22 protein-coding genes are annotated in these 25,537 nt (G+C 43.1%); 10 read left to right on the top strand and 12 right to left on the bottom strand.

The features are described 5' to 3' along the window. Window positions 1-129 precede the first annotated feature (129 nt). From R8G66_08925 to R8G66_08905, 5 genes are all read right to left on the bottom strand, one after another. Window positions 130-2,868, bottom strand: a complete 2,739-nt coding sequence (locus R8G66_08925) for an ABC transporter permease (protein MDW3192476.1) — start codon at window positions 2,866-2,868, stop codon at window positions 130-132. Window positions 2,869-2,872: 4 nt separating this feature from the next. Beyond that, window positions 2,873-3,199, bottom strand: coding sequence for a helix-turn-helix transcriptional regulator (locus R8G66_08920; protein ID MDW3192475.1), 327 nt, complete (start codon window positions 3,197-3,199; stop codon window positions 2,873-2,875). A 206-nt stretch (window positions 3,200-3,405) separates the two neighbouring features. After that, a complete protein-coding gene (locus R8G66_08915; protein MDW3192474.1) occupies window positions 3,406-3,900 on the bottom strand; it encodes a YHS domain-containing (seleno)protein in 495 nt (164 codons plus the stop codon). A gap of 42 nt (window positions 3,901-3,942) precedes the next feature. Next, window positions 3,943-4,713, bottom strand: a complete 771-nt coding sequence (locus tag R8G66_08910) for a hypothetical protein (protein MDW3192473.1) — start codon at window positions 4,711-4,713, stop codon at window positions 3,943-3,945. 3 nt (window positions 4,714-4,716) lie between these two features. Beyond that, a complete protein-coding gene (locus R8G66_08905) occupies window positions 4,717-5,664 on the bottom strand; it encodes a DUF5694 domain-containing protein (GenBank protein MDW3192472.1) in 948 nt (315 codons plus the stop codon). A gap of 162 nt (window positions 5,665-5,826) precedes the next feature. Here R8G66_08905 and R8G66_08900 point away from each other — a divergent pair, with 162 nt between their 5' ends. Further along, window positions 5,827-6,717, top strand: a complete 891-nt coding sequence (locus tag R8G66_08900; GenBank protein ID MDW3192471.1) for a LytTR family DNA-binding domain-containing protein — start codon at window positions 5,827-5,829, stop codon at window positions 6,715-6,717. Between the two features lie 89 nt (window positions 6,718-6,806). Here the strand turns inward: R8G66_08900 and R8G66_08895 are convergent, their stop codons facing one another. Next, window positions 6,807-7,904 (bottom strand): adenylate/guanylate cyclase domain-containing protein, encoded by a 1,098-nt coding sequence (locus R8G66_08895; protein ID MDW3192470.1) that lies wholly within the window; start codon window positions 7,902-7,904, stop codon window positions 6,807-6,809. A gap of 167 nt (window positions 7,905-8,071) precedes the next feature. Between R8G66_08895 and R8G66_08890 the strand changes: the two genes are divergently transcribed. Continuing rightward, a complete protein-coding gene (locus R8G66_08890; GenBank protein ID MDW3192469.1) occupies window positions 8,072-10,045 on the top strand; it encodes a DUF3857 and transglutaminase domain-containing protein in 1,974 nt (657 codons plus the stop codon). Next, window positions 10,042-11,925, top strand: a complete 1,884-nt coding sequence (locus R8G66_08885; GenBank protein MDW3192468.1) for a DUF3857 domain-containing protein — start codon at window positions 10,042-10,044, stop codon at window positions 11,923-11,925. Before R8G66_08890 ends, R8G66_08885 begins: the two co-directional genes overlap by 4 nt. A 48-nt stretch (window positions 11,926-11,973) precedes the next feature. On the opposite strand, the gene R8G66_08880 is transcribed toward R8G66_08885, so the two are convergent. Together R8G66_08880 and R8G66_08875 are read right to left on the bottom strand one after the other, a co-directional pair. Further along, window positions 11,974-12,705 carry a hypothetical protein gene (locus R8G66_08880; GenBank protein MDW3192467.1) on the bottom strand — a complete coding sequence of 244 codons (732 nt, stop codon included), beginning with the start codon at window positions 12,703-12,705 and terminating at the stop codon, window positions 11,974-11,976. Continuing rightward, window positions 12,702-13,274 (bottom strand): sigma-70 family RNA polymerase sigma factor, encoded by a 573-nt coding sequence (locus R8G66_08875; protein ID MDW3192466.1) that lies wholly within the window; start codon window positions 13,272-13,274, stop codon window positions 12,702-12,704. The genes R8G66_08880 and R8G66_08875 overlap by 4 nt, the downstream gene beginning before the upstream one ends. 376 nt (window positions 13,275-13,650) lie before the next feature. Here R8G66_08875 and R8G66_08870 point away from each other — a divergent pair, with 376 nt between their 5' ends. From R8G66_08870 to R8G66_08860, 3 genes are all read left to right on the top strand, one after another. Next, window positions 13,651-15,138, top strand: a complete 1,488-nt coding sequence (locus tag R8G66_08870; GenBank protein ID MDW3192465.1) for a pyridoxal-dependent decarboxylase — start codon at window positions 13,651-13,653, stop codon at window positions 15,136-15,138. Window positions 15,139-15,221: 83 nt separating this feature from the next. Beyond that, window positions 15,222-16,082, top strand: a complete 861-nt coding sequence (locus R8G66_08865) for a LytTR family DNA-binding domain-containing protein (GenBank protein ID MDW3192464.1) — start codon at window positions 15,222-15,224, stop codon at window positions 16,080-16,082. A 145-nt stretch (window positions 16,083-16,227) separates the two neighbouring features. Then, window positions 16,228-17,343, top strand: coding sequence for an acyltransferase family protein (locus tag R8G66_08860; GenBank protein ID MDW3192463.1), 1,116 nt, complete (start codon window positions 16,228-16,230; stop codon window positions 17,341-17,343). Window positions 17,344-17,420: 77 nt separating this feature from the next. On the opposite strand, the gene R8G66_08855 is transcribed toward R8G66_08860, so the two are convergent. Continuing rightward, the gene (locus tag R8G66_08855) at window positions 17,421-18,437 is read right to left on the bottom strand and encodes a hypothetical protein (GenBank protein MDW3192462.1); all 1,017 of its coding nucleotides are present in this window, start codon (window positions 18,435-18,437) and stop codon (window positions 17,421-17,423) included. A 167-nt stretch (window positions 18,438-18,604) separates the two neighbouring features. After that, a complete protein-coding gene (locus R8G66_08850) occupies window positions 18,605-19,738 on the bottom strand; it encodes a hypothetical protein (protein MDW3192461.1) in 1,134 nt (377 codons plus the stop codon). A gap of 182 nt (window positions 19,739-19,920) precedes the next feature. On the opposite strand from R8G66_08850, the gene R8G66_08845 reads away from it, so the two are divergent. After that, window positions 19,921-21,516: an aryl-sulfate sulfotransferase gene (locus R8G66_08845; GenBank protein ID MDW3192460.1), complete on the top strand. Its 1,596-nt coding sequence runs from the start codon at window positions 19,921-19,923 to the stop codon at window positions 21,514-21,516. Window positions 21,517-21,691: 175 nt separating this feature from the next. Here the strand turns inward: R8G66_08845 and R8G66_08840 are convergent, their stop codons facing one another. Both R8G66_08840 and R8G66_08835 read right to left on the bottom strand, forming a co-directional pair. Beyond that, the gene (locus R8G66_08840) at window positions 21,692-22,384 is read right to left on the bottom strand and encodes a sulfotransferase (protein ID MDW3192459.1); all 693 of its coding nucleotides are present in this window, start codon (window positions 22,382-22,384) and stop codon (window positions 21,692-21,694) included. A gap of 202 nt (window positions 22,385-22,586) precedes the next feature. Beyond that, window positions 22,587-23,054 (bottom strand): hypothetical protein, encoded by a 468-nt coding sequence (locus R8G66_08835; protein ID MDW3192458.1) that lies wholly within the window; start codon window positions 23,052-23,054, stop codon window positions 22,587-22,589. A 92-nt stretch (window positions 23,055-23,146) separates the two neighbouring features. On the opposite strand from R8G66_08835, the gene R8G66_08830 reads away from it, so the two are divergent. The 3 genes from R8G66_08830 to R8G66_08820 all read left to right on the top strand — a co-directional run bounded on the left by R8G66_08830 (window position 23,147) and on the right by R8G66_08820 (window position 25,530). Next, window positions 23,147-24,292 carry a helix-turn-helix domain-containing protein gene (locus R8G66_08830; protein MDW3192457.1) on the top strand — a complete coding sequence of 382 codons (1,146 nt, stop codon included), beginning with the start codon at window positions 23,147-23,149 and terminating at the stop codon, window positions 24,290-24,292. A 130-nt stretch (window positions 24,293-24,422) separates the two neighbouring features. Next, window positions 24,423-25,007, top strand: coding sequence for a YceI family protein (locus tag R8G66_08825; protein ID MDW3192456.1), 585 nt, complete (start codon window positions 24,423-24,425; stop codon window positions 25,005-25,007). Then, window positions 24,997-25,530, top strand: a complete 534-nt coding sequence (locus R8G66_08820) for a YceI family protein (protein MDW3192455.1) — start codon at window positions 24,997-24,999, stop codon at window positions 25,528-25,530. Before R8G66_08825 ends, R8G66_08820 begins: the two co-directional genes overlap by 11 nt. The last annotated feature ends 7 nt before the right edge of the window (window positions 25,531-25,537 follow it).

The raw sequence follows: 25,537 nt of genomic DNA, 5'->3' as shown, positions 1-25,537 counted from the left end.
GGTTAGACACCACACACGAAAGCCCGTGACAGTTAAAAAGAAAAAATGCTGAAAAATCGAAATGGAATGAAAAAACAAGGCCTTTCAGGAATCGACTGAAAGGCCTTATGAGCAGACATCTATGGATAATTACTCATCCTTTAATGCCTCTGCCGGATTTTGATGCGCTACTTTGAAGGACTGGAAACTAATGGTGCCAATCGCAAGAAGTAAAGCTCCTGATATTGCCATGGCAAATACCCACCAATCAATTGGTGTACGATAAGCAAAGTCTGTCAGCCACCAACGAACAGTCAAATATGCAACAGGGGTCGCCAATAAGATCGCGATGAATACCAATCGGGTAAACTCCGTAGAAAACGTCTTGACCAAATTGAAAACTGCCGCTCCCAGCACTTTTCTAATGCCTAACTCCTTGGTTCTTTGCTCCGCAGAAAAAGCAGCGAGTCCAAACAATCCAATACAGGCAATCATCATCGCCATCAATGTGAAAACATTAAGTACAGTGGCCATTCGTTGCTCACTTCTAAATGCCTGATCAAAAGTCTGATCCATGAAAGTGTATTCGAATGGCACGCTAGCATCAATTGATCTCAATTCTTCCTCCAAATCCAATAACATTTGATCAAGATCCGATTTCTTTTCGATTGTATTTGGATCAAGTTTAAGGGAGAGGTAAGACCTACCAGCTCCAAAATCCCAAACTTTATCATTGAGGTGATTAATGATCACCAAGGGGGCAATTTCCTGCTTCAAATCACTGAAATTAAAGTCTTTCACCACACCGATGACTTCAAATTCATCTTCGTCCCCTGATGCAAGTTTCACGATTTTTCCTATTGGCGAATCAGCACTATATTGTTCTCTGCTACCCCAGCCCAGCATGGCTACAGCTTTCTCATTGAGAACAACCTTGTATTTATCCGTAGCAATCGCTGAATTGAAGTTTCGTCCCTCCAAAAACGTTAATCCAAGTAAATCAAGAAAATCTTTTCCGGCACGAACATTATTCATTTGTATCACTTCATCCGAGCTTTTCGATTTATAGCGATCTCCCGAGTAGATCTGGGGTGGCAGGCCAAAGGACTTTCCAACTTTGAGAAAAGCAGGATTAGCTTCTAATCGTGCTTTCAGGTGATCAGTATCAAAACCGAATTGCTCAATATTGTGCAGCTGCAATACATTGTCTTTTGCAAAACCCACATCCAGCTTCGATGAATAATCCAGCTGCTTCTGCACAAAGAAGGTACAAATGATCAGTGTAATTGATATGGTGAACTGCAAGACCACAAGGCCATTTCTGATCACTTTCCCTTTTCTACCGGAACCAAGTTTATTTTTCAAGGTTTCAATGGGACGGAAAGAAGACAAATAAAAGGAAGGATAACTTCCTGCCAGTATGCCGACCATCAAAACAAATCCCAGCATCACCAAATATGTCAAAGGAGTTATCAGATAAGGGGTCAACTCCAATTCTTTTTCAGCCAGTACATTGAACGCATCAAGAGATAAATAAACCAGGGCCAAAGCCAGCATTGTACTTACGCAGACATAAATCACAGACTCCAGGACAAATTGATAAATCAGTGTTTGACGTGCCGAACCCAACACCTTTCTCACCCCTACTTCCTTCGAACGAGTAGTAGATCGGGCCGTAGAAAGATTCATGAAATTGATCACTGACAGGATCAACACCAACAGCCCAATGGCCGCAAAAATTTGAACGATCTCTGGATTACCAACGGGACCAAACATCTGATACTGCGGATGTGCAGCAATGTAAATCTCTCGCATGGGTTGTAAGCCTAGTTTCCAGGGATACCCTTTGGTGAATTCCTCAAACGTTTGATTGAAGATCTTTTCTGTAGTGGGTGGTGCCCATTTTGCGGGCAATTCCTGGATTTTTTCAGTCAATGCAACGAGATCAACATGCTCGTTGACTAATACATAAGTAGAAAATGCCGTAAAGATCCACTTCCATCCACTGCTTTCCATCAATTCATGCTCACTCTTCAATGAGATCAGTGCATCAAACTGAATATGAGAACGAGAAGGAATTTCATCCGCTACTCCTACTACTTCGTAATCAATCCATTTACCCAGATAATCCTTCATGCTGATGGTTTTTCCAACCACTTCGTCAGGCCCCATCTGATCACCGAAGTATCGGGCAACCGTCTCTTGTGTCAAAACCATGGTATTGGGTCTGGCAAATGCCGTATTTGGATTGCCTGACAGCAACGGGAAAGTAAAGACATCAAAGAAATTCTCATCTGCCGCATAGATCCTCGATTCTTTGAACACCCTATCGTGATAAACTCCCTTTACCGTCTTATGACCCAGGAAGAGTAAACGTGTCACCTCTTCAAATTCAGGAATGTCTGTCTTGAGCGCAGTGGCGACATTGGGACCTGTATTTGACGCCCTTTCGTCCCAGTCCCCCCAAATATTGGGTTGGTTCACACGATAGATGCGATCTCCTTTTTCATGGAACGTATCATAGCTCAATTCATCATCGATGTAGAGCCCAATGAATAAAGTGGTGGCTATGCCCAGGGTAAGTCCAAGGACATTGAGTACAGTAAATTGTTTTTGCCGGAGCGCATTTCTCCAGGCGATCTTGAATAAACTTTGAAACATGAGTGTTGACCTATTTTGAGTTTTTGATATTCGAATGGTTGAGAATCCGGTGAGTAAATGGAATGCATCTACCCAGTACATGAAACCTGCAATGAATTTGCCTCGCTCCTCAGTGCGGTCTTCTCGCATCTCCTGTAAGTCGCCGAGCAGTTCTTCGATCATGAACTGATCGATACTTTTCGAGAACAGCCACTTGACCAAAGTGGGTATTTTCTCTTGCTTTTTCATGGGATTAACCCTGGGGTTTGAGTTGAGGAATGACTTGCCACATGCTTTGACGCACTTCCTGAGCAGATTTCAATTGCTCCATGCCGGCATCAGTAATTTCGAAAAGCCGCTTTCTTCTATCACCACGCTTCTCTGTATTACCGCCAAGCTCTGATTTCAGGTAACCTTTGTCCTGTAGTCGATACAAGGTAATGTGCACAGCTCCGAGTAAAACCGATCTTTTCGAATGCTTTTCGACCTCTTTCTTAACTGCTACCCCATAGGCTTGCTCCAGAATACAGACCGCCAATAGTATGAGCTCTTCGAATTCCCCTAACCCTTTGTTTTTCATTTCTTACAACAATGTATGATATACAAAATTATAAGAAATAAATATCCTAACAATAATCGAATGGATTATTTACATGTAAATTCTATTAGCATGCTTTCTCCTCCTTTGTTTGAATTCAGCCAACAACCTTATATTCAGTTATTTAGCAACGAAAACTCGAGTTGATTAAAGCTATGAAATTGAATCAATTACTATTGATGAGATGCTTATCCTGTGATTTGAGGGGATTCTACTTTCCCGAAGAAAGGAATACCTAACGATTTAAAGACTAGGTATTTTAAGTAGATCCAATAGTAATTGACCCGAATCATTGGATCATGCTGAATATTCAGCCACTTGTCATCAGCCATGTCAATTAAAAATGTTTGATGTCGAATCCAGAAGCGTTTGATATAGGGACTGAAGTTGAAATACAAAACATTATCGACCACTTCAAATAGATGGATCCTGGTTGGTGCCTTGTAGCCTTGAGAAATGCCATAGGCACAATATCCTCCATATGCAGGCTTGTACTTCGATGGATTCGCCCGAAAAAGTCTCAGGTTGTCTTCACTCGAAAAAGTCCAAACCGCACCTTCATATTTGTACTGAAAGGATGGAAGTCCAGGTTTAACCTCTCGACTCTCAAAAATCTGAACCACGTCATAACCTCCCAGGGCCAGTCCATTTTTAATATAAATCTCACTTTTCCGGTTCACCATGAAAAATTAATAAAACTACCTTCCAATATTGCAATCATAGCTTCAAAAGGCCTTAATGGCCACATCTACCAAATAATGCACAAAACCCAACCAAATGATGTCTCTTGATCGATATGCCGTATAGAGAATGACTACTGTCAGGCTACTGGTCAATATTGCAAAATACAGGATATGCCCCCAGGGATCTCCTTCTGCAAGGGAACCGGGAATATGTGCAACTGCAAAAAGTAATGCCGGAATAAGGATGGCCCATCTTGATCCTACGGCCCAGCGAAATCTAACGAAAAGAAACGCCAGGGCTACATTCTCAAAAAAGACCGCAGGGAAGTTGATCAGGCTTTCATAAGTGAATGCATGCCCAAATATTTCAGGAAATCGCCCCAATTCATTTCGTAGACTTACAAATATCAGTATACCTACAGCACTGGCAACAAGCCCAAAAATTACCTTTTTTAGGAATCCCTTACCGGAAATCAGGAGCGTGTTAAGTGATTGCTTTCGGATAATGACCGTCAACCAAAGTGGTGAAAAGATGATTACATTGTTGAACATCCAACTGATACCCGCTACGATCTCATTATCTGAACCTGGTAGCAACCAACCTCGCGAATACAATTGACCTACGGCCAGGATGGCTATTGCTGCAATTATTGAGAGAAAAAACTCAGTCCACGGTTTCTCTGGTGACCTGATAGGAGAAATCTCCCATAACCATCCGACCCGATCGAGCAAGAACCACATCCCACAGATGATTCCATAACACAATACCAGGGGTACCATGAAAAATGCATTGGATTGCATGATCTCTTCCATGATTTAGCTGTTTTTGTTAATGAATTCACCATAGGTACGAACTACATGCCCACGTCTTTCCAGGGCATTTTTGATCGCCATGACGTGAGCACTGCCTACGGTAAGGAGAACTGTACTAGCGTCTTGTTTCCGTGCCGTATCAATGATGCGGTTGGCCATGACTTCATTTCTTTTTAACCAATAGTCTTTCACGAATTGCGCCTCTTCTACTTTGCGCAACTTTCTTGGCAGTATATCAATAAGGTCGTTAAAAGCAACCTGAAACGCTGGTCCATTGATGAACTCCATGAGCTGACCCGCTTCTTCTGCTTTTTTGTAGCGCTTTTGCGTTTTCAGATACGTTCCCAGTGGTTTCCACTTGAATCGAAACAGGAGCTTCTTCAAGACTTTTTGCGTACTGCCCAAAAACGCATTTTCACCTGCCCGGTAATCAATCAGATGAAATTGATCGATTCCCAGTTCCATGGCTGCAGGATAAACTATCAACCCGTATTCCGAACGACTCAAATTCTTCATGTATGGAGCAAACTGATTAAGTGAATCTCCACTTTGCATGACCTGAAACCAGTAATAGTAGGCATTCCAAAAGTCATAGGCAGCATAGCTAATGGCACCTTTAAACCGATTACTTTCTGTTGCTGAAGCATAAGCCCGTGCATCATATGGCAAATGCCCTTTCTCAATCAACGCTTCACGCAACCGATCAGCTCGTTTCATATTTTTAGGCCATATCTCTTGTAAGCTCAGGGTATCGGTGGCTGGGATCGCCTCGATGCATATGATGTCTGGATCCAGATTCACCATAAAATCCCTCACTTGTTGAAAATCCTGTCTGTCCTGATATTCCTTTTGAAACGCGTGTGTAGTTCCGATAATAGTAACTTCCAAAGGAGATTGTGCCCATAGTATTTGGCAGATGCAGCAGGTAAATAGTGCGATAAATGTTCTCATTTCTCGATTTGCTTTTTGATTCAAATCACGGATTAGCAATGCACTATAATGAACCAAGAAGTCCGAATTCCGGGTTTACGTGTCCGAATTCTGGGTATTTGATGAGGGTAATTCTACCTTTGAATGTCTCAAATCCGATAACCAGTGTCTCAATTCTGACCTATGTGGCTGACACTTTCGTACGATCTGCTGAAAAACTGGAAGGTGATCCTCGTTACAACCTTTGCCATGGTATTGGTGTACCTGACGATTATCTATTTGCATCCGGCAAACCTTGAATGGATCAGCGACGGTTCATTCACCTGGAGCCACCTTTTGTGGTATGTATTCATTGACCAGTTTTTGATCGAGTGCATTACCGTGTCCATCATTGCGCAACTCATCCGAATATATGCGACGCGATTGAATCTAAATGCTATCAGGCTTTCCGTTCGGGAAATCTTCCTTTACGAATTGAAGTTCTTACCGCTGCTCGCAGTAGCATTTTTTGTGTTTGGCCCGTTCTCCCTAACCAGTCGGTACCTACTGCACTACTTTCCGGACCTTGATGCTTCGATCTACTTCAATGAGTATTTCTACAGTCTTGAGATTTATTTGAACTACCTGCCTCCGGTCCTTCTCATTGGTTATACACTGATCAATGTCAATCTGATCGGGCAATACAACCGTCAATTGAATGAAACACAAAATGATTTAAAAACCGTCCAGAACAGCAGCACCAAAAACAGGTTGTTTGCTTCAGACGAGTTTGGAGAGGTGTTTCTCGATACGGAGAAAATCATCTGGGTTGAAAGAGAAGAAAGGAAAACCATGGCCACTACTGCAGATGAGCGTTACCGATTGAAAGCATCAATTTCAGAGTTGGAGGAAAAACTAAACCAAGAACATTTTGTAAGGATCAATCGCAGCACGTTGATCAACCTGAATCATTTGCAGCACTATGCCTTTTGGGAAAATGACAAGTATGTCATCCGAATGGATCATCAACAAAAGGAATTTGTCATGTCCAGAGATCGACTGAATAAGATCAAGGATAAGTTGGTTTTGAATTAAGGTACGCTTCGAGTGCCTAAGCGTATCCAAAACTTCATTGTAATCGAGGGCCTCAGTGTACTCTCGCTCTGGTAGAAGACAAATTAGATTTAGTTGTCAACGGTCACTTCAAACAATTCTTCTTTCTGCTCTCTGCCTCGCAATTCGTAACACCCTTTAGAGGCAAAGTTGAAATTTAATGTTTCTGGCAATCGTGCTTTCAATTCTTTGGATATAAGTAAATCCGATTCCAATTCATTACACAATCCCTGAATACGAGCAGTCGTATTAAGCACATCACCGATGAATAGCATTTCGCGTTTGATCAACCCTACCTGTCCTCTGGTGACCTCACCTACATGAAGACCCGCCTTAAAGGTGGCGATCAGTCCATATCTGAAAATATATCTTTCAGATTTCTGACGGATCTTTTCACTGATTTGAAAGAAACAAGCCAGACAATTCGACTGATTAAGCCCTCGATCAATTTTCCAGGAAACCACAATCTCGTCGCCCACATACTGGTACACCTGCCCTTGCGTCTCTATGATGGCCCGAGACATGTCCGCATAATAATCATTGATCAACTGATAGTGTTTTTCATGTCCCAGCTTTTCTGCGATGGTCGTTGAACTTCGCATGTCAAGGAACATGAAAACCCGACTCTCTTTGACTGGTTTGGAATACTTCCCAGTGAAGTAGGTACCAACCACATCCAATCCAAGAAAACTGATGATCTCGTTGAAAAATAAAGTGAGATCAATAACGGCACCTGCATAGATAGCTATGCTCATATAGGTGAAACTTCCTAAAAAACTCACGACCGTGCTGATTACTTCAGGGTCCGTCACCGAAGTATTCATGTTAATAGCATTCAAAATGATCGAAGAGACGAACATCAGGAGTGTCAGCAGTCCCATGTAGATTACCGTTTTCAGGATGATTTTGGGCAAAAATGAAATCTTCCGAAATCTTCCTTTAAACAGCGTTTCTTCTATCAAGCCTAGTGAAAGTCCCAGTAAAAAAGTCATCGAATGGACTGCTACAAAAGAACTGGAGCTATTGTATAAATTGCCCGTAGCTGGGTAAAATTTTGTTTCTCCGATGATTCCCAGCTCGAGGATCCAATACAGAAAACCACCCGATAACGAAATAATGGGATACGGAATCAATTTGATCAAAAACCACCGTTGCTGTGGATTCAACATGACAACTTATCTTTTCAAATGCTTTGGAAATAAAAATTCCAATCAAGTAAATATCACCAATCTGAACATGAAGCTTGTACGGCTTGGCTTCATTATGGTCTATTAAGTGGATTTAATTTACATTTGAGGCGAACAATTCAACGACTTTTTACTCAAACCAACCAAACATGAAGAAAATCACCTATTTGTTCTTACTGATTTCATTTTACACGCATGCCCAAAAAACATCTTTCAAGTTCGGCAAGGTATCGGCCGAAGAACTGAAAATGAGCGAGTGTGCATTTTTTGAGGAAGCAGATGCGATGGTTCTAGGAAGGATTGGACGACTCAGGTTCAAAAATGAAAATCAGGGATTTATCTATGAAATTGAAATCACTAAACGCATCAAGATATTCAATACTGAAGGCAAGGATTATGCTAACATCAGCCTGATCCAATATGATCCAACCGAAGGCATCGCCAGAGAGGAATTAAGTCAAATTCAAGGGATGACTTATAATTTGGTTGATGGGAAGGTGGTCAAAACCAAGCTTGAGAAAAACCAGATCTTCGAATCTCGGCTGAGCGACTTTCGAAAAGAGGTAAGTTTTGCGCTGCCCAACGTCAAAGATGGATCGGTAGTGGAATTCAAATACATCCAGCGATCCCATTACCTGGGCAACCTCTATACCTGGGTATTGCAAGAGGACCTTCCAGTGGCTTTCTCACAATTCACCTACACGCTTCCTGATTTCTTTGAATATCGGCAGAGTATTCTGGGGACATCTTTGGACATCAAGTCTTCCTCTTTCGACGAAGTAGAGGACTTTCACCGAGGTTTCCAGGCCATGTCAAGAACACAGACTAGCAAATCAGAAGAATTGAAGTCTTTCAGTACAACTTCTACCATCGAAGCGACAGATATTCCACCGATTTTGGATGAACCCTACATGAACAACAAAGTCGACATACCTACAAGGCTTGAATTCCAATTAGAATCCCGGGATTTTCCCGGATACAGCTTCTCGACCGCCAGGGTCAGAACCTATGCTGATTTCAATAAACAATTACTCGAATCTGGCTCTCTCGGAGGTGCGATGAAACGAAATGGATTTGCCAAAGACAAGGTCAAGTCGCTTGAGGGCACCGATCTAGAAAAAGCGACGGAAATCTACAACTGGATTCAAGGCAACTTCGCCTGGAACAATGTCCTTTCCATCGGCAGTTCCAGAGCTGGTGGGGCAGCTTTCAAAGAAAAGAAAGGCAGCACGGCAGACATTAATCTGACGCTCGGCGCAGCCTTGCGACGTGCCGGCCTGCAGGCATTTCCGGTACTCATCAGTACAAGAGGCCACGGTACCCCTCACCCGAGTTATCCCAGCTACAATGACTTTAATTCCGTAGTGATTGCTACGATTATCGGAGAAAAGATCATTTTAGCTGACGCAGCTTCTGACTTGCCGTTTGGGATGCTACCTAACCGGTGCCTCAACGGAAGAGGCTGGCTGGTGAATGATCCCGAAGGCATGTGGGTCAATTTGAAAAGCCATGCTAAAATAACCAGAGATTTCAATACTTCGATTGCCGTAGAAAATGGACAATTAGTCACTGATGTGAAGGCCAGATATGCTGATTATGGATTTATCCCAGAGAAAAGGATGCTAAATTCAGAAGGTGAAGAAGCCTATAAGCATAAAATTACTGACCGATATTTTACAGATATGGAGATCGGTGAGCTTAACATTCAAAATAACCCAAAAGATCTTCGTTGGAGCGTCAGGTGTATGGAAGCGTTAGATGATGACCAAACCATATACCTCAACCCAGTTCGTTTCGGCGCGATTAATGACAATCCATTTAAAAGAGAAGAACGGAATGCGCCCGTTGATTTTTCCACTGGTCAAACCATCCGGTTATTAACGACAATCAGAGTCCCTGAAGGCTACCAGGCTGAATTGCCCAAGCCGGCCGTGATCAGCCTTCCTGAAGGAGCTGCAAAATTCACCTATGCAGTGCGTCAAAGTGGTCAGATGATCAATATTTCATCTTCGTTCATTGTTAATCAGACAGATTTTGGATCGGATAATTATGCTTATATCCGTCAATTTTATCAACTCGTCTCAGAAAAGCATCAGGAACCTGTAATCCTTAAAAAGATATGAGAACGTTACTATTGATTTTTAGCCTTTTGTGGGCTTCATCGACCTTCGGTCAGATCAAATATTACCCGGACTCCCTTGCCGAAAATGCCAATGAAGTCATCTTAAAGGATGATACCTGGTTCAAGGTGGAGAACATCAAAAAGTCAAAACTCAAACGGTCGTACAAGACTGTAATTCTCAACTCCAGGGCGGAAGAGGCCAATCAGATCAGATTGTTTTACAATGATTTTAGAAAGGTTAAGTATGCGCAGGTAAAAACCACAGACCTGATTGGCAGAAAAAAGGGCTCCTGGAGTCTCAGTGATTTCAGGGACATCAGCACCAAAGGCTATAGTCTCGCCTCTGATTCAAGAGTCAAATATTTAGAAGTGATCCACAACGAATATCCCTACATCATCGAAGTAGAATATGAAATTGACTATACTGGATCGTTGTTCTACCCTACCTGGATCCCTCAAGGAGAAAAACAGGCCGTGATGAATGCATCTCTCAGAATCGAAAGTGCCGAAGCAGACATGTTTCGGTACCAGTCGCTAAACATTGAACCTAAGGCTGAAAGCCTGGGATTAAGTCAAATTGTTGAATGGGAAGTAAAAAACTTGCAAGCCTTTGAATTTGAGCGCTATTCTTATCGCTATGCCGATTACACACCAGTTGTCTACAGCGCTCCTAATCAATTTCAAATGGATGGGGTACAAGGAGATCTTTCTACCTGGGAAAGCTTCGGACAGTGGATCAATCAACTGAATTCAGGTCGCAATGACTTGTTGCCAGAACAGTTGGCAGCGGTGAAAAAACTGATTCCAGCCGATGCCTCCATAGAAGAGAAAGCCAGGATCGTTTACGATTATCTCCAAGAAAATTCACGCTATGTCAGCATTCAGTTAGGTATTGGTGGCTGGCAGCCATTTACTTCTTCATTTGTTCATGAAAAAAAGTACGGTGATTGCAAAGCCTTATCCTTTTATACCCAGTCACTATTGGAAGCCATTGATGTTCCAAGCTTTTACACCTTGATCAACGCTGGTAGCAATGCTTCTCGCCTATCGAAAGACTTTCCCATGAATAAGTTCAACCATGCGATCTTAACGGTTCCCACCGAACAGGATACGATCTGGTTAGAATGTACTTCTCAAACCAACCCATTCGGCTATCTGGGCATGTTCACGAGTGACCGTGATGCCCTTATGATTACCCCTGAAGGTGGAAAGGTGATCCATACGCGGCGATACAAGGAAGAGGAAAATGTACAGGCCACCAATATCCACGTAACGATCGATGACAAAGGCGTGGGTCAGGTTGCGGTCGATCGGACATATCAGGGTATTGAAATCGAGAATGATCGATTCAATGGTGCCAACAGACTTTCTGAAGATAAACAGCGTAAATGGTTCGTTGATGAGCATGAGTGGGGACAAATGGATCTTGAAACCCTGGAAGTATCCGCACCTACAGAAGCAGTTGTACCAACGGCGCAAATGAAAGCCTCTCTGAGTATCCGAAACATGGCCAATTCTTCCTCCAACCGGCTATTTTTCAAACCTTTCACGTTCACCAATATTTCCGGTTTCAATATGAAACCAGCGACCCGAAGTGTCCCCATGGAAATACGATATGCTTTCTCTCAGGTCGATACGATCCAGGTAAATTTCCCTGAACAATACTTTATTGAGAGTGCCTCCTTCGACAAGAAAATAGACAGTGAATTTGGTTCTTATGAGATCAAAATGATCAACGATGAAGGGAAACTGACCTTTGTTCGAAAATGTGTGATCAACAATGGCATCTACCAACCTGAAGAATACGCCGAACTAAGAACGTTTATTCGAAATATCCAGAAAAGCGACAACAAGCGATTGGTGATGTTGAATCGGACTTAGCATCCATTTTCGTAAAAATCCAGGATTACCTTAGATACGACAAAAGGATTAGTCTCGGGTATCTTGAATAGCAGCTATCAATTTCTTTGCACTGGATCTGTAAAATGATGGTTCGGTAGTTAGTTTAAGCAGATACTCATTTGCTGCTTCGAAGCGCTGTAATTGTAGATTGGCCAATGCCAGATACCATTGTGCATCTAAGAAATGATCATCTCCTATTTCGATCTCACTCAAGGTTTTAATTGCTTGCTCAGGTTGGGCCAAAACCAGATAAGCATTACCAAGGGCTAATTGTAATTGCGCTGTTCTTTGCTGATTTGTTACAGCATCTCCTTTGGTCAGTTTATCTATGAATTGTTCGTATTTGCCTTCTGCATACATCCTCAAAGGATTAGCGCTGTTGTCATTACTCCCACGTACAATACTCATCACCGGATAGGGATCAAAATACTGATCAAATAATTGTTGCGAAGGTGGTGGACCTTGAAATTGCAGGACACTTATGATACCGATCAGTAAGATTGAGGCTGCGATAGACAGCATTTTCCAGTTGAATTTTCGAGGCTCTTTCGACTCGTTCATCATCCCACGGAGTTCGGTCTTTAAAGCAAGTTTTTGTTGGGCCTGTAAATGCCCCAATAACTGTCTATGAAACGATACCGCATCTCGAAACTCCTCCGAGGCTGCTTCTTTTCTCTTAAAAAACTGTTGATCTTCCTGAATCAGCTCTCCATCCAGGTACTTTTCGATCAGGTCAATATCGTTGGGATCCAGTTTCATAACTGTTGTGATTGCTTCAATTCATAAGCCCGGTTAGAAAACTGTCGATAACATCTGGACTTTGATGTCTTGGCCACATCCGCGGATGCAAACTCCATTACATCTGCAATTTCCTTCATGTCCATCCGATCTACGTAGAAGTAGTGCAAAATATCTTTGCACTTCTCCGACAGTTCATTCCATGCCTTTCTGGTAATCTCAATGAGTGCCTTATCAAATGGATCATTTTCAGTCGTATGATAAGATTCATAAAAAAACCTGGTGACATCTTCTTCTGAACGACCTTCCCGGTTTTTTTTACGCATTCGATCCATCAGCATGTAATGACAAGTGGTATACAGATAGCTTCTCACATTTGCCACAGCTTCCATCGCTTCACTGATCAGCTTTTCCCTCAAATTCATCACTGACTCAATAAAAATGTCCTCGGCATCCTCCTGAGAACATTGATGTTCCCTGGTCAATTTTCTAGTGCAGTAACCAGCATGCTCTTGAAAAAAGACCGAAAGCATCTCATTGTTCCCTCTTTTGAGGTCGTACCGAAGTTGTTGCCAGTTGATGTTCTTCAAAAAAGTGAATCCTTTACCAGTCCACAAATCTAGTGTGAACTGGTATAGTCTTCGTAGGGTTGAATATTGAATTTCGGATAACACATTAAAACGGACCCTTGTTGTTCTTGTTTTGGGAGCATGTTTAAGCCAGGCAATTTGCTGCCGATAGTTATCAAACCTGTTTAATATGGTGTTTTCCGAATTCAATTTTTACAACCTTTCAACTAGTAGTGTCGAAAGTTGTAAAAGGTAAACACGGATTTGAATGTTTTTTTCAGTGCGCATAGCGTAGCCCTTGCTTGAGCCTGACTCCATGAACAATTCGAATACAAACCATGAAATAAGCTCATTCATCTTTTTATAGCACCAGCTAAAAAAATGGCACTTTTGTCACATGGCAAAAATGGACAACCACACCCTTGACTTTTCGGCTGAAGCTTTTGAAACATTGCTCAAAAAGGCCAGCGAGCAGGTATTAAACAAGTTTCAATCCATGGAATCAGACATGGCTTTTTCTGGCCTTACACCAGAAGTCATTCAGGAATGGATGTCCGAACCTCTGCCGAACGGCGGCATGGATACTTCAGATCTACTGGACATGGTACAGGAAAAAGTGGTGGACACAGCGACCATGAACATGGCTCCGAAAATGTTCGCCTACGTGATGGCCGGAGGTACTCAGGTATCCATCCTTGCGGAATTACTGGCTACTACCATCAATCAAAACATTGGGAAGTGGCACCTCGCCCCGGTTCTGACGGAGATGGAAAAGCAAGTCTCCAAATGGGGTGCGCAATTCATTGGGTACGACGCGGATGCAGCAGGAGTACTGGTGAGTGGTGGATCGGCAGCTAACCTGACCGGACTGACTGTCGCTAGGAACGTCTACTTTCAGGACAGACAAATCCAGCAAAAGGGTATTTTCGGCATGAAACCCTTTACCGTTTACGCTTCGGTAGAAACGCACAATTGTGTCGACAAAAGCATAGACATCCTGGGAATAGGAACAGATCATTATCGAAAGATCCCGGTGAATAATGACTTCACGATCAACCTGGCACAACTTAACACACAAATCGAAAAGGATATTCAGGAAGGATTCGAGCCTTTCTGCCTGATCGGAAATGCCGGAACGGTCAATACAGGTGCCATTGATGATCTTGATGAATTAGCAAGCATTGCTCAACAGCATGAGATGTGGTATCACATCGATGGGGCCTATGGCGCACTGGCCGCAGGAACCGATTTGGTAAAAGATCACTATAAGGGCATAGAGCAAGCAGATTCTGTAGCGCTTGACTTTCATAAATGGCTCTACCAACCTTTTGAAGCCGGTTGTACGCTCGTGCGTGATTACAAGCAATTCAATCAGGCTTATTTTAAGAAGGCCTCCTACCTGGCAACGGATCAAGAAGACAATGGCCGTCTGGACTTCAATGAACATCAGTTCCAGCTTTCGCGTAATGGAAAGGCCTTAAAGATCTGGATGTCTTTCAAAGCTTATGGAGCAGATCGCCTGAAGGCCATGATTGAAAAAGACATTCACCTGACACGTTACCTGGCTCAGACGGTCGAAGCTTCTACTGATTTCGAGTTGAGTTCTGATCCTTTGTTAGGTATCGTCTGCTTCAAATACATAGGAAGTATCAACAGTGAAGAGATCGAAAAAATTGACGAGTTGAATCAATTGATCATCCCGGCATTAGAAAAGGATCGCAGGGTATTCATCACCGGTACCCGATTAGGCGATCGTTCCGTGATCAGGGCTTGCCTCATTAATCATCGGTTGCAAAAACAACATATTGATCACCTCGTGCAGGTTTTGCGGGAAGTTGGTCAGGAAGTCGAGCAGCAGATCAATCAGGAAGCGGTACCCGGCTAGGAATCAGTCGTCGACCCGCAGCAAAATCCTGGAACGTTTTTATCTTGCGCATGCATTAAAAGAAAGCGATTCCTGGATAACAGATGTACCAAAAGGTCACGACATTTTTTGATCAGCCCTACCCTTTCATTCATCATGGGAAATTGGTTTTGCGAAATGCATTGCTGGTCTTTGGTATGGCTTTCTGTTTCGACTATTTCTTTGAACCATATAATGTTTATCGTCCCGAACACCGCTGGCCCTATCCGATCATTGTTTTAGCACATGCAGCACACGGAGCCACACAGTATTTGATCTACGGACTGATCCTGGGCAAAATCGTCTCCAGAGACGATTGGAAACTTTACAAGGAATTCACCTTCCTGGGCTATTTACTCATCAGTATCGGTATCGGTAGTTTTCTGATCAGAGACCTTATCTACGACAATCCGGGTAACTGGGAAATGCGTTATCTGATTGAAGAAGTAAGAAATACACTACTCACGGGAAGCTTGCTGCTGTTCTTCATGACCTACATCAACTTCAGGGTCCTCAAATCGCAACACCAGACAGAAGCATCTAAAATTGTCAGCACCCAACACGAGCAAAACAAGGAAATTGTCCAACTCCAGACCCCCTTGAATTCTGAAGAAATAGCCTTCCAAATAGACGAATTAATTCTTGCCAAAGCAGAAGGCAATTATGTTCGATTCTTTGTCAGGAACAATGACCAGGTTAAGGAACATTTCATTCGAATTAGCCTCTCCAATGTAGCAGAACAACTGTCCACATTTCCTCAAGTCATTAGAACACACCGGGCATTCCTTTACAATATCAATCACCTGGACAAAGTAGAAGGCAATGCTCAAGGTTATTTCCTGCACACCGCGGCCATTGATTTTCAAGTTCCGGTTTCAAGAAGTCAACTGGCCAGTTTTGATGCCCGGATCGCCCTGACCTCCTGACACATTCCTCTTTGTTACTCATCCCATTGGTTGTTGCTCATCACAAATTGTTGTTTCCAAACACAAAATGCTTGTTAGCCAGCACAAGGCGTGATTTTACTTATGCTACACATGTAAGTTTGAACCAAACAAAAAACTCAAATACATGGAAAAAGAAAGACGTTATGACCTGGATTGGTTAAGGGTACTGGTCTTTGGATTATTGATTTTTTATCACGTAGGCATGTTCTATGTGCCCTGGGGCTGGCACATCAAAAATGATTTGATCCACGATTGGATGCGATGGCCGATGATCTTCGTGAATCAATGGCGACTTCCCATCTTATTTGTAATCTCTGGAATGGGTACCGCCTTCGCATTGGGGCACAGGTCCAGTGGTCAATTTATCAAAGAACGTTTCCTAAGGCTGGCCATTCCTTTAGGAGTTGGCATGCTGATGATCGTTCCTCCACAAGTCTATATCGAACGAATTGTAAACGGTGATTTTACGGGTTCCTATTGGGCATGGTGGACCGGGCCAGCTTTCGATGGCGTTTATCCTGAAGGCAACATCAGCTGGCATCACTTATGGTTCCTTCCTTACCTGTTTATCTATTCACTCATTTTGAGTCCGGTATTTATATGGATCAGAAACAAATTCACAAGTAACCTACAATCATTTGGAGAACGGCTTGCTGCAAAACCTGGACTATTGTTTGTCTTTGTATTCCCGCTTTATCTGTACGAATCGCTGCTGGAACCCTTTTTCAATGTCACCCACAACCTTGTTCATGACTGGTTCAATTTCATCAGCAGCATGACTTTATTCTTTTATGGGTTCTTATTGATCAATATGGACAAGAAACTCTGGGAAGCCATTCATCAACTGCGGTTCATTGCTCCAACAGTCGGACTTTTTGCCTTCTCAGGTGAACTCATCATCTGGTTCAATTTTGAAGATTCCACGATCATTCACTTCACTGAGGCCTTGTTTAAAACGACTTATCTATGGTCAGCGATCATTACCATTTTTGCATGGGCCAAAATCTATCTCAATAAACCCAGCAAACTGATCAGCTATGCCAATCGGGCGGTGTATCCTTTTTACATCTTTCATCAGACAGTTACCATTATCCTTGGTTATTTCCTGCTTCAAGTAGATTATCCTTTTGGTATTGAAATTACAATCATGGTGGGTGGTACGTTTCTGATCTGCTGGGTGTTGTATGAGGGTGTGGTTTTGCGGACGAAAGTGACCAAAGTGATGTTTGGGGTGAAGTAGCGCTTCGAGCGCCTCATCGCTCCTTTATAACCCTAACAAGGTTAATCTATTCCGTAAAGAACCTTGTTAGGGTTGTATTATTCTATCTCAAAAGGAATCCTCATGGGCGCCACATCCCTCCCCTTTGGATCTTCCATGGAACTTGTGGCCGTATCGAACAGGTGAAAGGCCGTATTTCCAGCCAGGTCCTCAAGCCTGGGATCTATTTCAAGGAAGTACTTCCCAGCACTCCATTCAGAGGAGGGAATTAATTGAAGTTGTCTTTCATGATCAAAAAGCTCAGCGATCACAGGGACGTCTTGATTTTCATGAATGACACTGATCATTCTTTTCGCTAAGGCGTAATCCAATGGTTTTGACCAATTGATTTGAATAGGTTCAATGGATCCGGACATAGGTGCCTGAATGGTCCAATTTTGGGGATTGATCCTATTTCGATCTGCTTCTGAAACCCGAAAAGATTTAGGAGAAGTTTCGCCGATTGCTCTTCCTAATGCATCCTTCCATTCAGGATCAAAAGACAACTGATAACTATTCCCAGGCTCCAAAACAGCGCCCATGGTCAGGTTGGGTCCAACTCCTCGTTTCACCCTACCCGGATGAAAAAACAAGGTCAGCCGGGTCCGGTTGGCATTCCAAAGCCCTTCGGTGATTTCAACAAATGGCGTATTGATGCGTTCACCCGCTTCGTTGATCAACCAGACATGATCATGGGGATTGGTGAGTCCCATTGGTTGATTAAAGTAAACATACATCCGCAGCAGATTGGCCGGTAGCACATCGGCCAAGGGATAAATCGCTCCAATGGCTTTTCCGTAAATAGGTTGTAGTGTTGGAAATTGAAAAGTTTCCTGGACACTATTCGGCAAACCATTTGGTCTGGATTGAGCAATCAATGAATAAGCCTCACTCACCTCAAAAACCATAGTGTAGGTAACGCCCGGTGGCGGATCAAAACGTGGATTGAAAATCATCGTACTACCAGCAATCTCATATTTGCCAGCGACCGATGGCATGGTAGGATCATTGGGAATCTGATCTCCGACATAAACTCTGAAAAGTTTTTTAAAAGGAATTTCTTTCGACGCTGCCATGGAAGACATTAGGTCTGAAGGCAAAGAAATCTTTACCTGACCATAGTTTGCTGATCCTGGATCAGATTCTGAGGAGAAATTAATTTCCTGGCCCTGTATAGAAAAGCCCAAAAAAAGAAAGACGGCCCCTAATAAGGAAGCCGCCTTTTGGAAATTTAGCAAATGGATCAAGGTCGTAACCTTGATTTGCTGAGTGAGACCAAAGCTAATTTTCCTCCTGCCAGACGCTGGGTCGCCAGGATGTATTTTTCACCGAAATCAGCCAGTTGGTAGATACCTGATCCTGCTCGAGGCGTGTACTTCACACCCGCTAGATACCCTTCTACTTCCTCAGTAATTTGGCCTTCATAGGCTTCAATGTCTTTCGGATCAATCACCATTAAAGGCAGTTGACTATTTGACATCACAATGTAGTCGTTACCATTACTTTGATAAGCCACCATATCAATTGGAAAGTTTCCTGCACCAAATTCTGCGATGGTTCTTCCTTTTACGTGTTTGCCACCTTGCAGGTTAGAAGTTTCAAAGGTCACCAGCGGCGTGCACAGATAGGCGGCTAACAATTGCTCTTTGTTTTGAATGTCGTATGGCAAGAATGCCCTTACCGGAGAATGTGTCTCGTATTTACCATGTGCTCCGTGATAGATCTCCAAAGAAGAAGCCTGAGCTTCGCCTGAAAAGGGATAAGGCAGTACCCACATCGAGGAAGCAAACTCTTCATTGGAAAGTCCAGCAACATACAGTGAACCATTCTTATAGGCGATATCAGAGATAGCATCCGCACGAAGTGGTGCTTTCTTCCAGGTATGCATTTTGTCGGCAGCTACCGGATTAGGGATAGATGCCTGAGCAAAAAGCACTTCTTCTAAAGAAACTTCCTCAATACCACCTGTCGGTGTAACCCGAACAAGGATTGTGGCATCGGTCAATTCTTTGGGCATTTGCCAGTTAGATGTCCAGTTGGCCCGGCCCCGCGAAACGCTGATATAAGCATTCTTGGAGACTGGATTTACAGCCAGGTCATGGATCAGGATGTCATCATCGATGGTACCTAGCAAGGCAGCCAGTTTCGTTTCCAAATTCGGAATGATCAATGCTTTGTCTACGGTTCCGGCAGACTCCTGTAAATCAACCGCGTAAATGGTCGCATTTTTCGAGTCACCAATAAACAAAATGCCGTCTTCTGAAAACTCTAACACACCCATGGACTTGATGTCAGGTGTTCCAAGTTTCATGAACGGGGGATTGCCAAAAGCCATCAAAGTAGTGCAAAGGGCAAGAAGGGATAATAATTTTCTCATAGGGTCAGGAGAGATTTTACTTACAAATCAAATTACGGGATCATATACAATTAGGATTGAAATATATGACGAATGGCTTGGGTTACCGTACATACAGCTTGAAATTGCTGAAGTTCGTAAGGTCAACGACAAGTGTTCAATGACCACTAGTTCCTACATTTGTGGGATTGTACTACTGATTTATGATTCGACCTTTCTCGCACAGCACTTCGTTACAGCTTTTCTCAAGAGTGATCAGCGTCTTCATCATTGTTCTTTTGCTTCAAGCATGTGATTCCGGCCCAAAAAGTTTTGAAGAACTAATTGAAGGCAAGGTCAGCGCTCAAGTCAATCCCTTTAAGCGTGTTCCACTGGGGGGTAAGTTCGATTTCAAGACAACCCAGCCAGTCAAAGTAAAAGTGGAAGTGAAGGGTAAAAACCCAATTAAAAAATCTTATTCATCCTTTTCAACGAGACACAGTATTCCTGTACTAGGCCTATATGCAGGTACCAGCAATGAAGTCGTGCTGGAATTAACGACACAAGAAGATCAAACTTTCTCTAAGAGTTTTACATTAGGAACGGATCCACTACCGGAATTTTTCCCCACTGTAGAAATTGATCAAATCGATCGCTCGAAGATGGAGCCGGGCATGCATCTGATCGAAATGTTGATCGCCAATAATGGTAAATTCCAGTCATATACCATCATTTTTGACGATGCGGGGGACATCCGTTGGTTCATGGACATGAGTAGCACGGGTCAGATCACCTATTCTGCGCTTCGAAACAGCCTTGGCAATTGGTTGTACCTGGATTGGATCGACCTTTATGAATTGGATAATCTCGGAAGAGAAGTCAAAAAAGAACAACTATTCAATTTCGCAGGAAATCACTATCTGGAAGAATTACCCAACGGAAATGTTGTGATGGGTGGTTCCCGTAAAGATGCAGCAGTTCGTAGATCAGATGGCCGCCAGGTAGTGACACGCTTCGATCATGTAGTCGAATGGAACCGACGGGAAAATCGTCCCGGCAAGCACTGGGATTTGGCTGAAGTATTGGACATTGACCGTGCTGTATTTCAGGAAGACTATAGCCTGGACTTTGCCGCAGACTGGTTTCATCTCAATAGCATTGCCATGACAGAAGATGGATCCATCATTGCTTCGGGCAGGAATCAAGGCATTGTGAAAGTGGATACCGATAACAACCCACAATGGATTCTCGCTCCACATGTGGCCTGGGGTAAAGCCGGAAGAGCAGGTAACGGACGTGAAACAAAAAACTTCTTACTTACCGCGCTAGACAAAAACGGACAGCCGCTTCCGGCCAGTGTACAACAAGGCTCACAACCCGCAGATGATTTTGAGTGGAGTACAGGGCAGCATTCTTTGAACTGGCTAGGTGATGGTCGGTTGTTGATATTCGACAATGGACTGGCACGTAATCTGAGCAATAATCCAACTTACTCACGTGCCGTGGAATATCAGATAGATGAAGAAAACCGTACCATTCAACAAGTTTGGCAATATGGAAAAGAACGTGGACTGGACATGTATTCTCCAATCACCAGCGATGTAGACATATTGCCCAGAACCGGAAATCGATTGATCATTGCAGGGAACATCCGGGTCAAACAAGATACGCCACATTCCAAATTGATCGAGCTGAAAGGTGATGAAGTTGTCTTTGAATGTCGTGTATTATTTAAAGATGCGAAAGGAACTGGGGAAAAGAGCTGGGCGCAGTTCGACCTGGTGTTTAAAGGGGAAAGGTATTCGCTGTACGGGAATTAGGAAAAATTTATTGCCGTCGTTTCGGGTGGAGCAAGGCGGAATCCCGAAATCTCAATAAAATTAAGCAGGCACTCCTTTTCTCGAGATTCCGGCCTGTATCGATGTGTGGCAGGTCAGTTTAGTATGATGCTATCACAAAGAAATTGCTATGACCGTGGGAATGACGAAATGTTTTTTACTTCAACTCCAGCTTCTCTCCGGTATTGATCATTTTGGAGAGCTGCTCTTGAAAATCTTTTCGTTGATTCTTTCGCGGATAAGGGATCTCCGGCACAGGGACTTCTAAGAACTTACAAAGTGGCTCCCATCCATCCTCGGGTCTGAAGATCAATAATTTATCTGCGGGCACATGCGCTTTCACCTCTTCGTTATGCTTCTTATACAGTGCTATGGCTTTTTCTTTGTTGCTGAACTGATTGCCGTAGAATCCTTTCCAAATGTATTTCTCGACTAATCGGAAGGCTCCTGCTAATTCGCGAAAACGCTTGGATCGGATCATCTTACCGAGCATTCCCAGCTTTTCCCAAAACGTTTTCGGAGTGACGGAATATACGGTGCGAAGCGAACTTTCATACCAAAGATCAGGATCTCGCTCTGAAAGGATCACTTTGGCATCGGGATACTGCTCCATGAATATTTTGTAATTCAAATGACCCGGAAAGTCCACGGTACTTTGAAAGCCATCGAACAACTCATCGAAATTGGTCGTCCCTGTTTCGTAAAGTTCTTGCCAAAGTTTTACCTGATGGGTATTGTTGAATACCCACTCCATATGGTAGCACTTACCAAAACCTAAAGTTTCTAAAGCTACTTTTAAGGAAGCTGTTCCTGTTCTGGGGCCACCTGCGCCGATTACTTTCAATGCCATAAGCAGCGAAAATAGGCAACCCTATTAAATTTCAAATTAATTCTACGCTAACAGATTAGAAAATCATTTGAATTTACCGCGCGGCGGACCGTCCCGCCCCTAAAGGGCGACCCATAAAATTTTCGACCTTCCTTTTAGGGAATGAAGGGTAAAAGGTATTCTGTCATCGCGATATTATTGTCAGCAAGGAATTGTGCTTATGTCAAGAAGAAGCATTTATGTATTCCTGCTCCTTCACTTCAATTCTGTATTCGTTAGCTTGATGTCGTAAAGCCCTTTTAATGGCATCGAAGTTATCCTTGGAACAGTTGAAATGAACAGGCCACTCGCCCTTATCAATCACCTCAAAGTAGACATTGCGTTTTTCGAACCTGATGGACTGCAAACTTAACCAGGAAATGGTGTGCTCCGAATCTCGCAAACTGAGTTTGAATTTCAATTCGTTGCTATTTACCCGAAGATAGGGCCCTTTTACATAGTAGAAAAGGGTCAGTGTTCCTCCCACAAGTGCCATGACACCTAAACTATAATATAATAAGCTCGCCGGATCTTCCCCCCTTGTGAAATAAGTAAAACCATAAATCACAAGAAATAATCCAAGGAATAATCTAACTCCTCTACTCCAAACTACAGTTTTTTTCGCAGGTGATTCAATAGTAATGTATTGCATCGCAATTGCTTTGATGGTGAAAGATAATCATTGATCCGTTCACTCATCACATTTTTCAGGGAAACCAGCCGGAACTTCTTTAGGTTTATTGCATGCATTTGGATGTCGCCTCCATACTTGGATTATTTACCATAGGGCAAGCCCTCTTTCTGGCTTTTTCTTTCAGCACAATAAAAGCGCAAAACAAGTTAGCAGCCTTCCTCCTTATCGCGATTGTTTTTGCGCTAGCCTGGTATCAAACAGAATTTCTGGCCATTCGAAACCGATGGGAAATACCATCGGGATTGTTTTTTGGTACTCGATATGGTTCCTGGTTACTGTTGGGCCCTTTGCTCTATTGCTACTCCAAAGCGAGCTGCCCACTTTCCTGGAACTTCAACCGAAAAGCATTTTTGCACTTTGTTCCTTTTCTGGTTTTTGTGGTGATATTACCCTTTTTGACCCATGATTTACATACCTGGAGATCCGTAGATTATGGTTTATTGACGGTTTTTGATCACATGAACCGGGAACCGATAACGTTTTGGCAGTATGTATATGGCACCGTGGCTTTTGGGCAATTCATACATCTGATTATCTATGCCCTGCTAGCCTACCGCAACCTGCATCAATGCCAGATAGAATTGCAAAAAGAATACTCCAATTTGCTGCAGAAAGGTTACCTCTGGCAACGGATGTTTTTCTTGTTTACCATCATCATTGTATCGGCCGTAGGCACGTTCATCGGTTTTCAGTTTATCACCGGAATCTATCGTCGGCACGCGGATTATTTCTATGTGGTGCCATTGTCCCTAGCGATCTATTGTCTCATGTATCAGGCGATCAAATTTCCACAGCTTTTTTTCGATTATGCCGAAGAATTGAAACCAGTTCGCTATGAAAAATCAAGCTTGTCTCCCAATGCTTCAAAAGCGTACATACAGAAAGTAGTCGAGGCTGTGGAGTCTCAATCACTCTACATCAACCGCGAGCTTCGACTCACAGATGTAGCTAAACAACTGGAAATGTCTCCCAATCATTTGTCTCAGGTAATCAACGAAAACCTGCAAAAGAATTTCTTTGATTTCATCAATCAATATCGAGTAACAGAAGCCAAGAAAAAGATCGCTGAAGAACCAGATAAGACCTTACTTCAAATTGCACATGAAGTCGGATTCAACAACAAAACTTCCTTTAACAATGCCTTCAAAAAGCACCAGGGGATGACGCCTTCCTCCTACAGGGGTAGTTTGACCTAACCTTAACAGGGTTATATCCGGCGTTAAGAAACCCTGACAGGGTTCAAAAACAGGGAAAATCTTACAGGGATTGTCGACACGGGCCATTTTTCCAAATAAGCTTGGGCTTTACCAAGATCAAAATCGAAAAATGAAAACAAGATCACTTTTTAGTCTGGCAGCTTTCATGCTACTGTGCAGCATAGCCACCGCTCAAAACTATGTTATTGACCCAGGTCACAGTTCGGTCCAGATTCGAATCCAACGATTCGGTGTAGTGGATGTTGTTGGGAGGTTCAAAGATGTCTCAGGAAGCATCACTTATGACGCCAACGACTTAAACAAAACCGCTGCCGAAGCGATCATAAAAGTCAATAGCTATGATGCCAACAATTCTGGTGGTGAAGAGGCCGTGAAGAGTCCTGCTTTTCTGGATGCAGCCACTTATCCTGAGATCACTTTCCAAAGTAAAAGCACTTCCGTAGAAGAAGGACAAAGCCTACTCATTGGTGACCTGACGATCCACGGCACAACGCGTGAAGTAGCCCTTCCGTTTACGATAAACGGGCCATTGCCAGACCTACCCACCAGAAAGCAATCTATTGCAGCAGAAGCCTCCATTTCTATCAACCGACAGGACTATGGTGTAAGTTTTGACCGGAAACTGCCCAATGGTACCAGTCTTATCGGAGATGAGGTAAAAATCACTTTGATTATCCTGGCCCTTGCTGAGTAATATAATGATCCTGCTTTTCTGGGTGAACCCAGGTATGCAAAACCGAACGCTTGTCCTGAATAACGAGCGTTCGGAGCTTTCATTCATGATAACGCACATGGGTTTCCTTACCGTCGAGGGAAACTTTGGCGCATTTGACGCATCCCTCACTATGGAAAATGACTACATCTCGCAAATTGAAGGAACGATCCAGGTCGCAAGTATCTATACGGAAGAATCCACACGGGATGAAACACTGAAAGGACCTGTCTATCTGGATGCTAAACGTTTTCCGACGATGACATTTAGCAGCAATAGCATCCTTCTTTCTACTTCCGAAAATCAAATCAACGGACGATTGAGAATCAAGTCAGAAGAGCGCGAGGTAGTGATTCCGTACCAAATCGAGCATCTTGACACTTCTCTTATTCTTACAGCAGAAGTCTTGATTCTCCGAAGTGAATTCAACCTGGATTTTGGAGCCATGGACCAGTTGATCGGGGATGAAATCAAGGTTTCAGCAAAGCTGGTTTTCGTGGATTGAACTAAAA

It is taken from the genome of Cytophagales bacterium, assembly GCA_033344775.1.
GTDB lineage: Bacteria > Bacteroidota > Bacteroidia > Cytophagales > Cyclobacteriaceae > JAWPMT01.
The sequence above is the reverse complement of the archived record's forward strand: the minus strand, read 5'-3'. Positions and strand labels throughout refer to the sequence as shown.

Coding starts and splice junctions, on each gene's coding strand:
- R8G66_08845 (MDW3192460.1), top strand. CDS start 19,921: ATGATTCGACCTTTCTCGCACAGCACTTCGTTACAGCTTTTCTCAAGA.
- R8G66_08855 (MDW3192462.1), bottom strand. CDS start 18,437: ATGGCAGCGTCGAAAGAAATTCCTTTTAAAAAACTTTTCAGAGTTTAT.
- R8G66_08915 (MDW3192474.1), bottom strand. CDS start 3,900: ATGGTGAACCGGAAAAGTGAGATTTATATTAAAAATGGACTGGCCCTG.
- R8G66_08825 (MDW3192456.1), top strand. CDS start 24,423: ATGAAAACAAGATCACTTTTTAGTCTGGCAGCTTTCATGCTACTGTGC.
- R8G66_08840 (MDW3192459.1), bottom strand. CDS start 22,384: ATGGCATTGAAAGTAATCGGCGCAGGTGGCCCCAGAACAGGAACAGCT.
- R8G66_08910 (MDW3192473.1), bottom strand. CDS start 4,713: ATGGAAGAGATCATGCAATCCAATGCATTTTTCATGGTACCCCTGGTA.
- R8G66_08925 (MDW3192476.1), bottom strand. CDS start 2,868: ATGAAAAAGCAAGAGAAAATACCCACTTTGGTCAAGTGGCTGTTCTCG.
- R8G66_08850 (MDW3192461.1), bottom strand. CDS start 19,738: ATGAGAAAATTATTATCCCTTCTTGCCCTTTGCACTACTTTGATGGCT.
- R8G66_08920 (MDW3192475.1), bottom strand. CDS start 3,199: ATGAAAAACAAAGGGTTAGGGGAATTCGAAGAGCTCATACTATTGGCG.
- R8G66_08830 (MDW3192457.1), top strand. CDS start 23,147: ATGCATTTGGATGTCGCCTCCATACTTGGATTATTTACCATAGGGCAA.
- R8G66_08905 (MDW3192472.1), bottom strand. CDS start 5,664: ATGAGAACATTTATCGCACTATTTACCTGCTGCATCTGCCAAATACTA.
- R8G66_08880 (MDW3192467.1), bottom strand. CDS start 12,705: ATGAAACTGGATCCCAACGATATTGACCTGATCGAAAAGTACCTGGAT.
- R8G66_08895 (MDW3192470.1), bottom strand. CDS start 7,904: ATGTTGAATCCACAGCAACGGTGGTTTTTGATCAAATTGATTCCGTAT.
- R8G66_08900 (MDW3192471.1), top strand. CDS start 5,827: ATGTGGCTGACACTTTCGTACGATCTGCTGAAAAACTGGAAGGTGATC.
- R8G66_08860 (MDW3192463.1), top strand. CDS start 16,228: ATGGAAAAAGAAAGACGTTATGACCTGGATTGGTTAAGGGTACTGGTC.
- R8G66_08890 (MDW3192469.1), top strand. CDS start 8,072: ATGAAGAAAATCACCTATTTGTTCTTACTGATTTCATTTTACACGCAT.
- R8G66_08885 (MDW3192468.1), top strand. CDS start 10,042: ATGAGAACGTTACTATTGATTTTTAGCCTTTTGTGGGCTTCATCGACC.
- R8G66_08870 (MDW3192465.1), top strand. CDS start 13,651: ATGGCAAAAATGGACAACCACACCCTTGACTTTTCGGCTGAAGCTTTT.
- R8G66_08835 (MDW3192458.1), bottom strand. CDS start 23,054: ATGCAATACATTACTATTGAATCACCTGCGAAAAAAACTGTAGTTTGG.
- R8G66_08865 (MDW3192464.1), top strand. CDS start 15,222: ATGTACCAAAAGGTCACGACATTTTTTGATCAGCCCTACCCTTTCATT.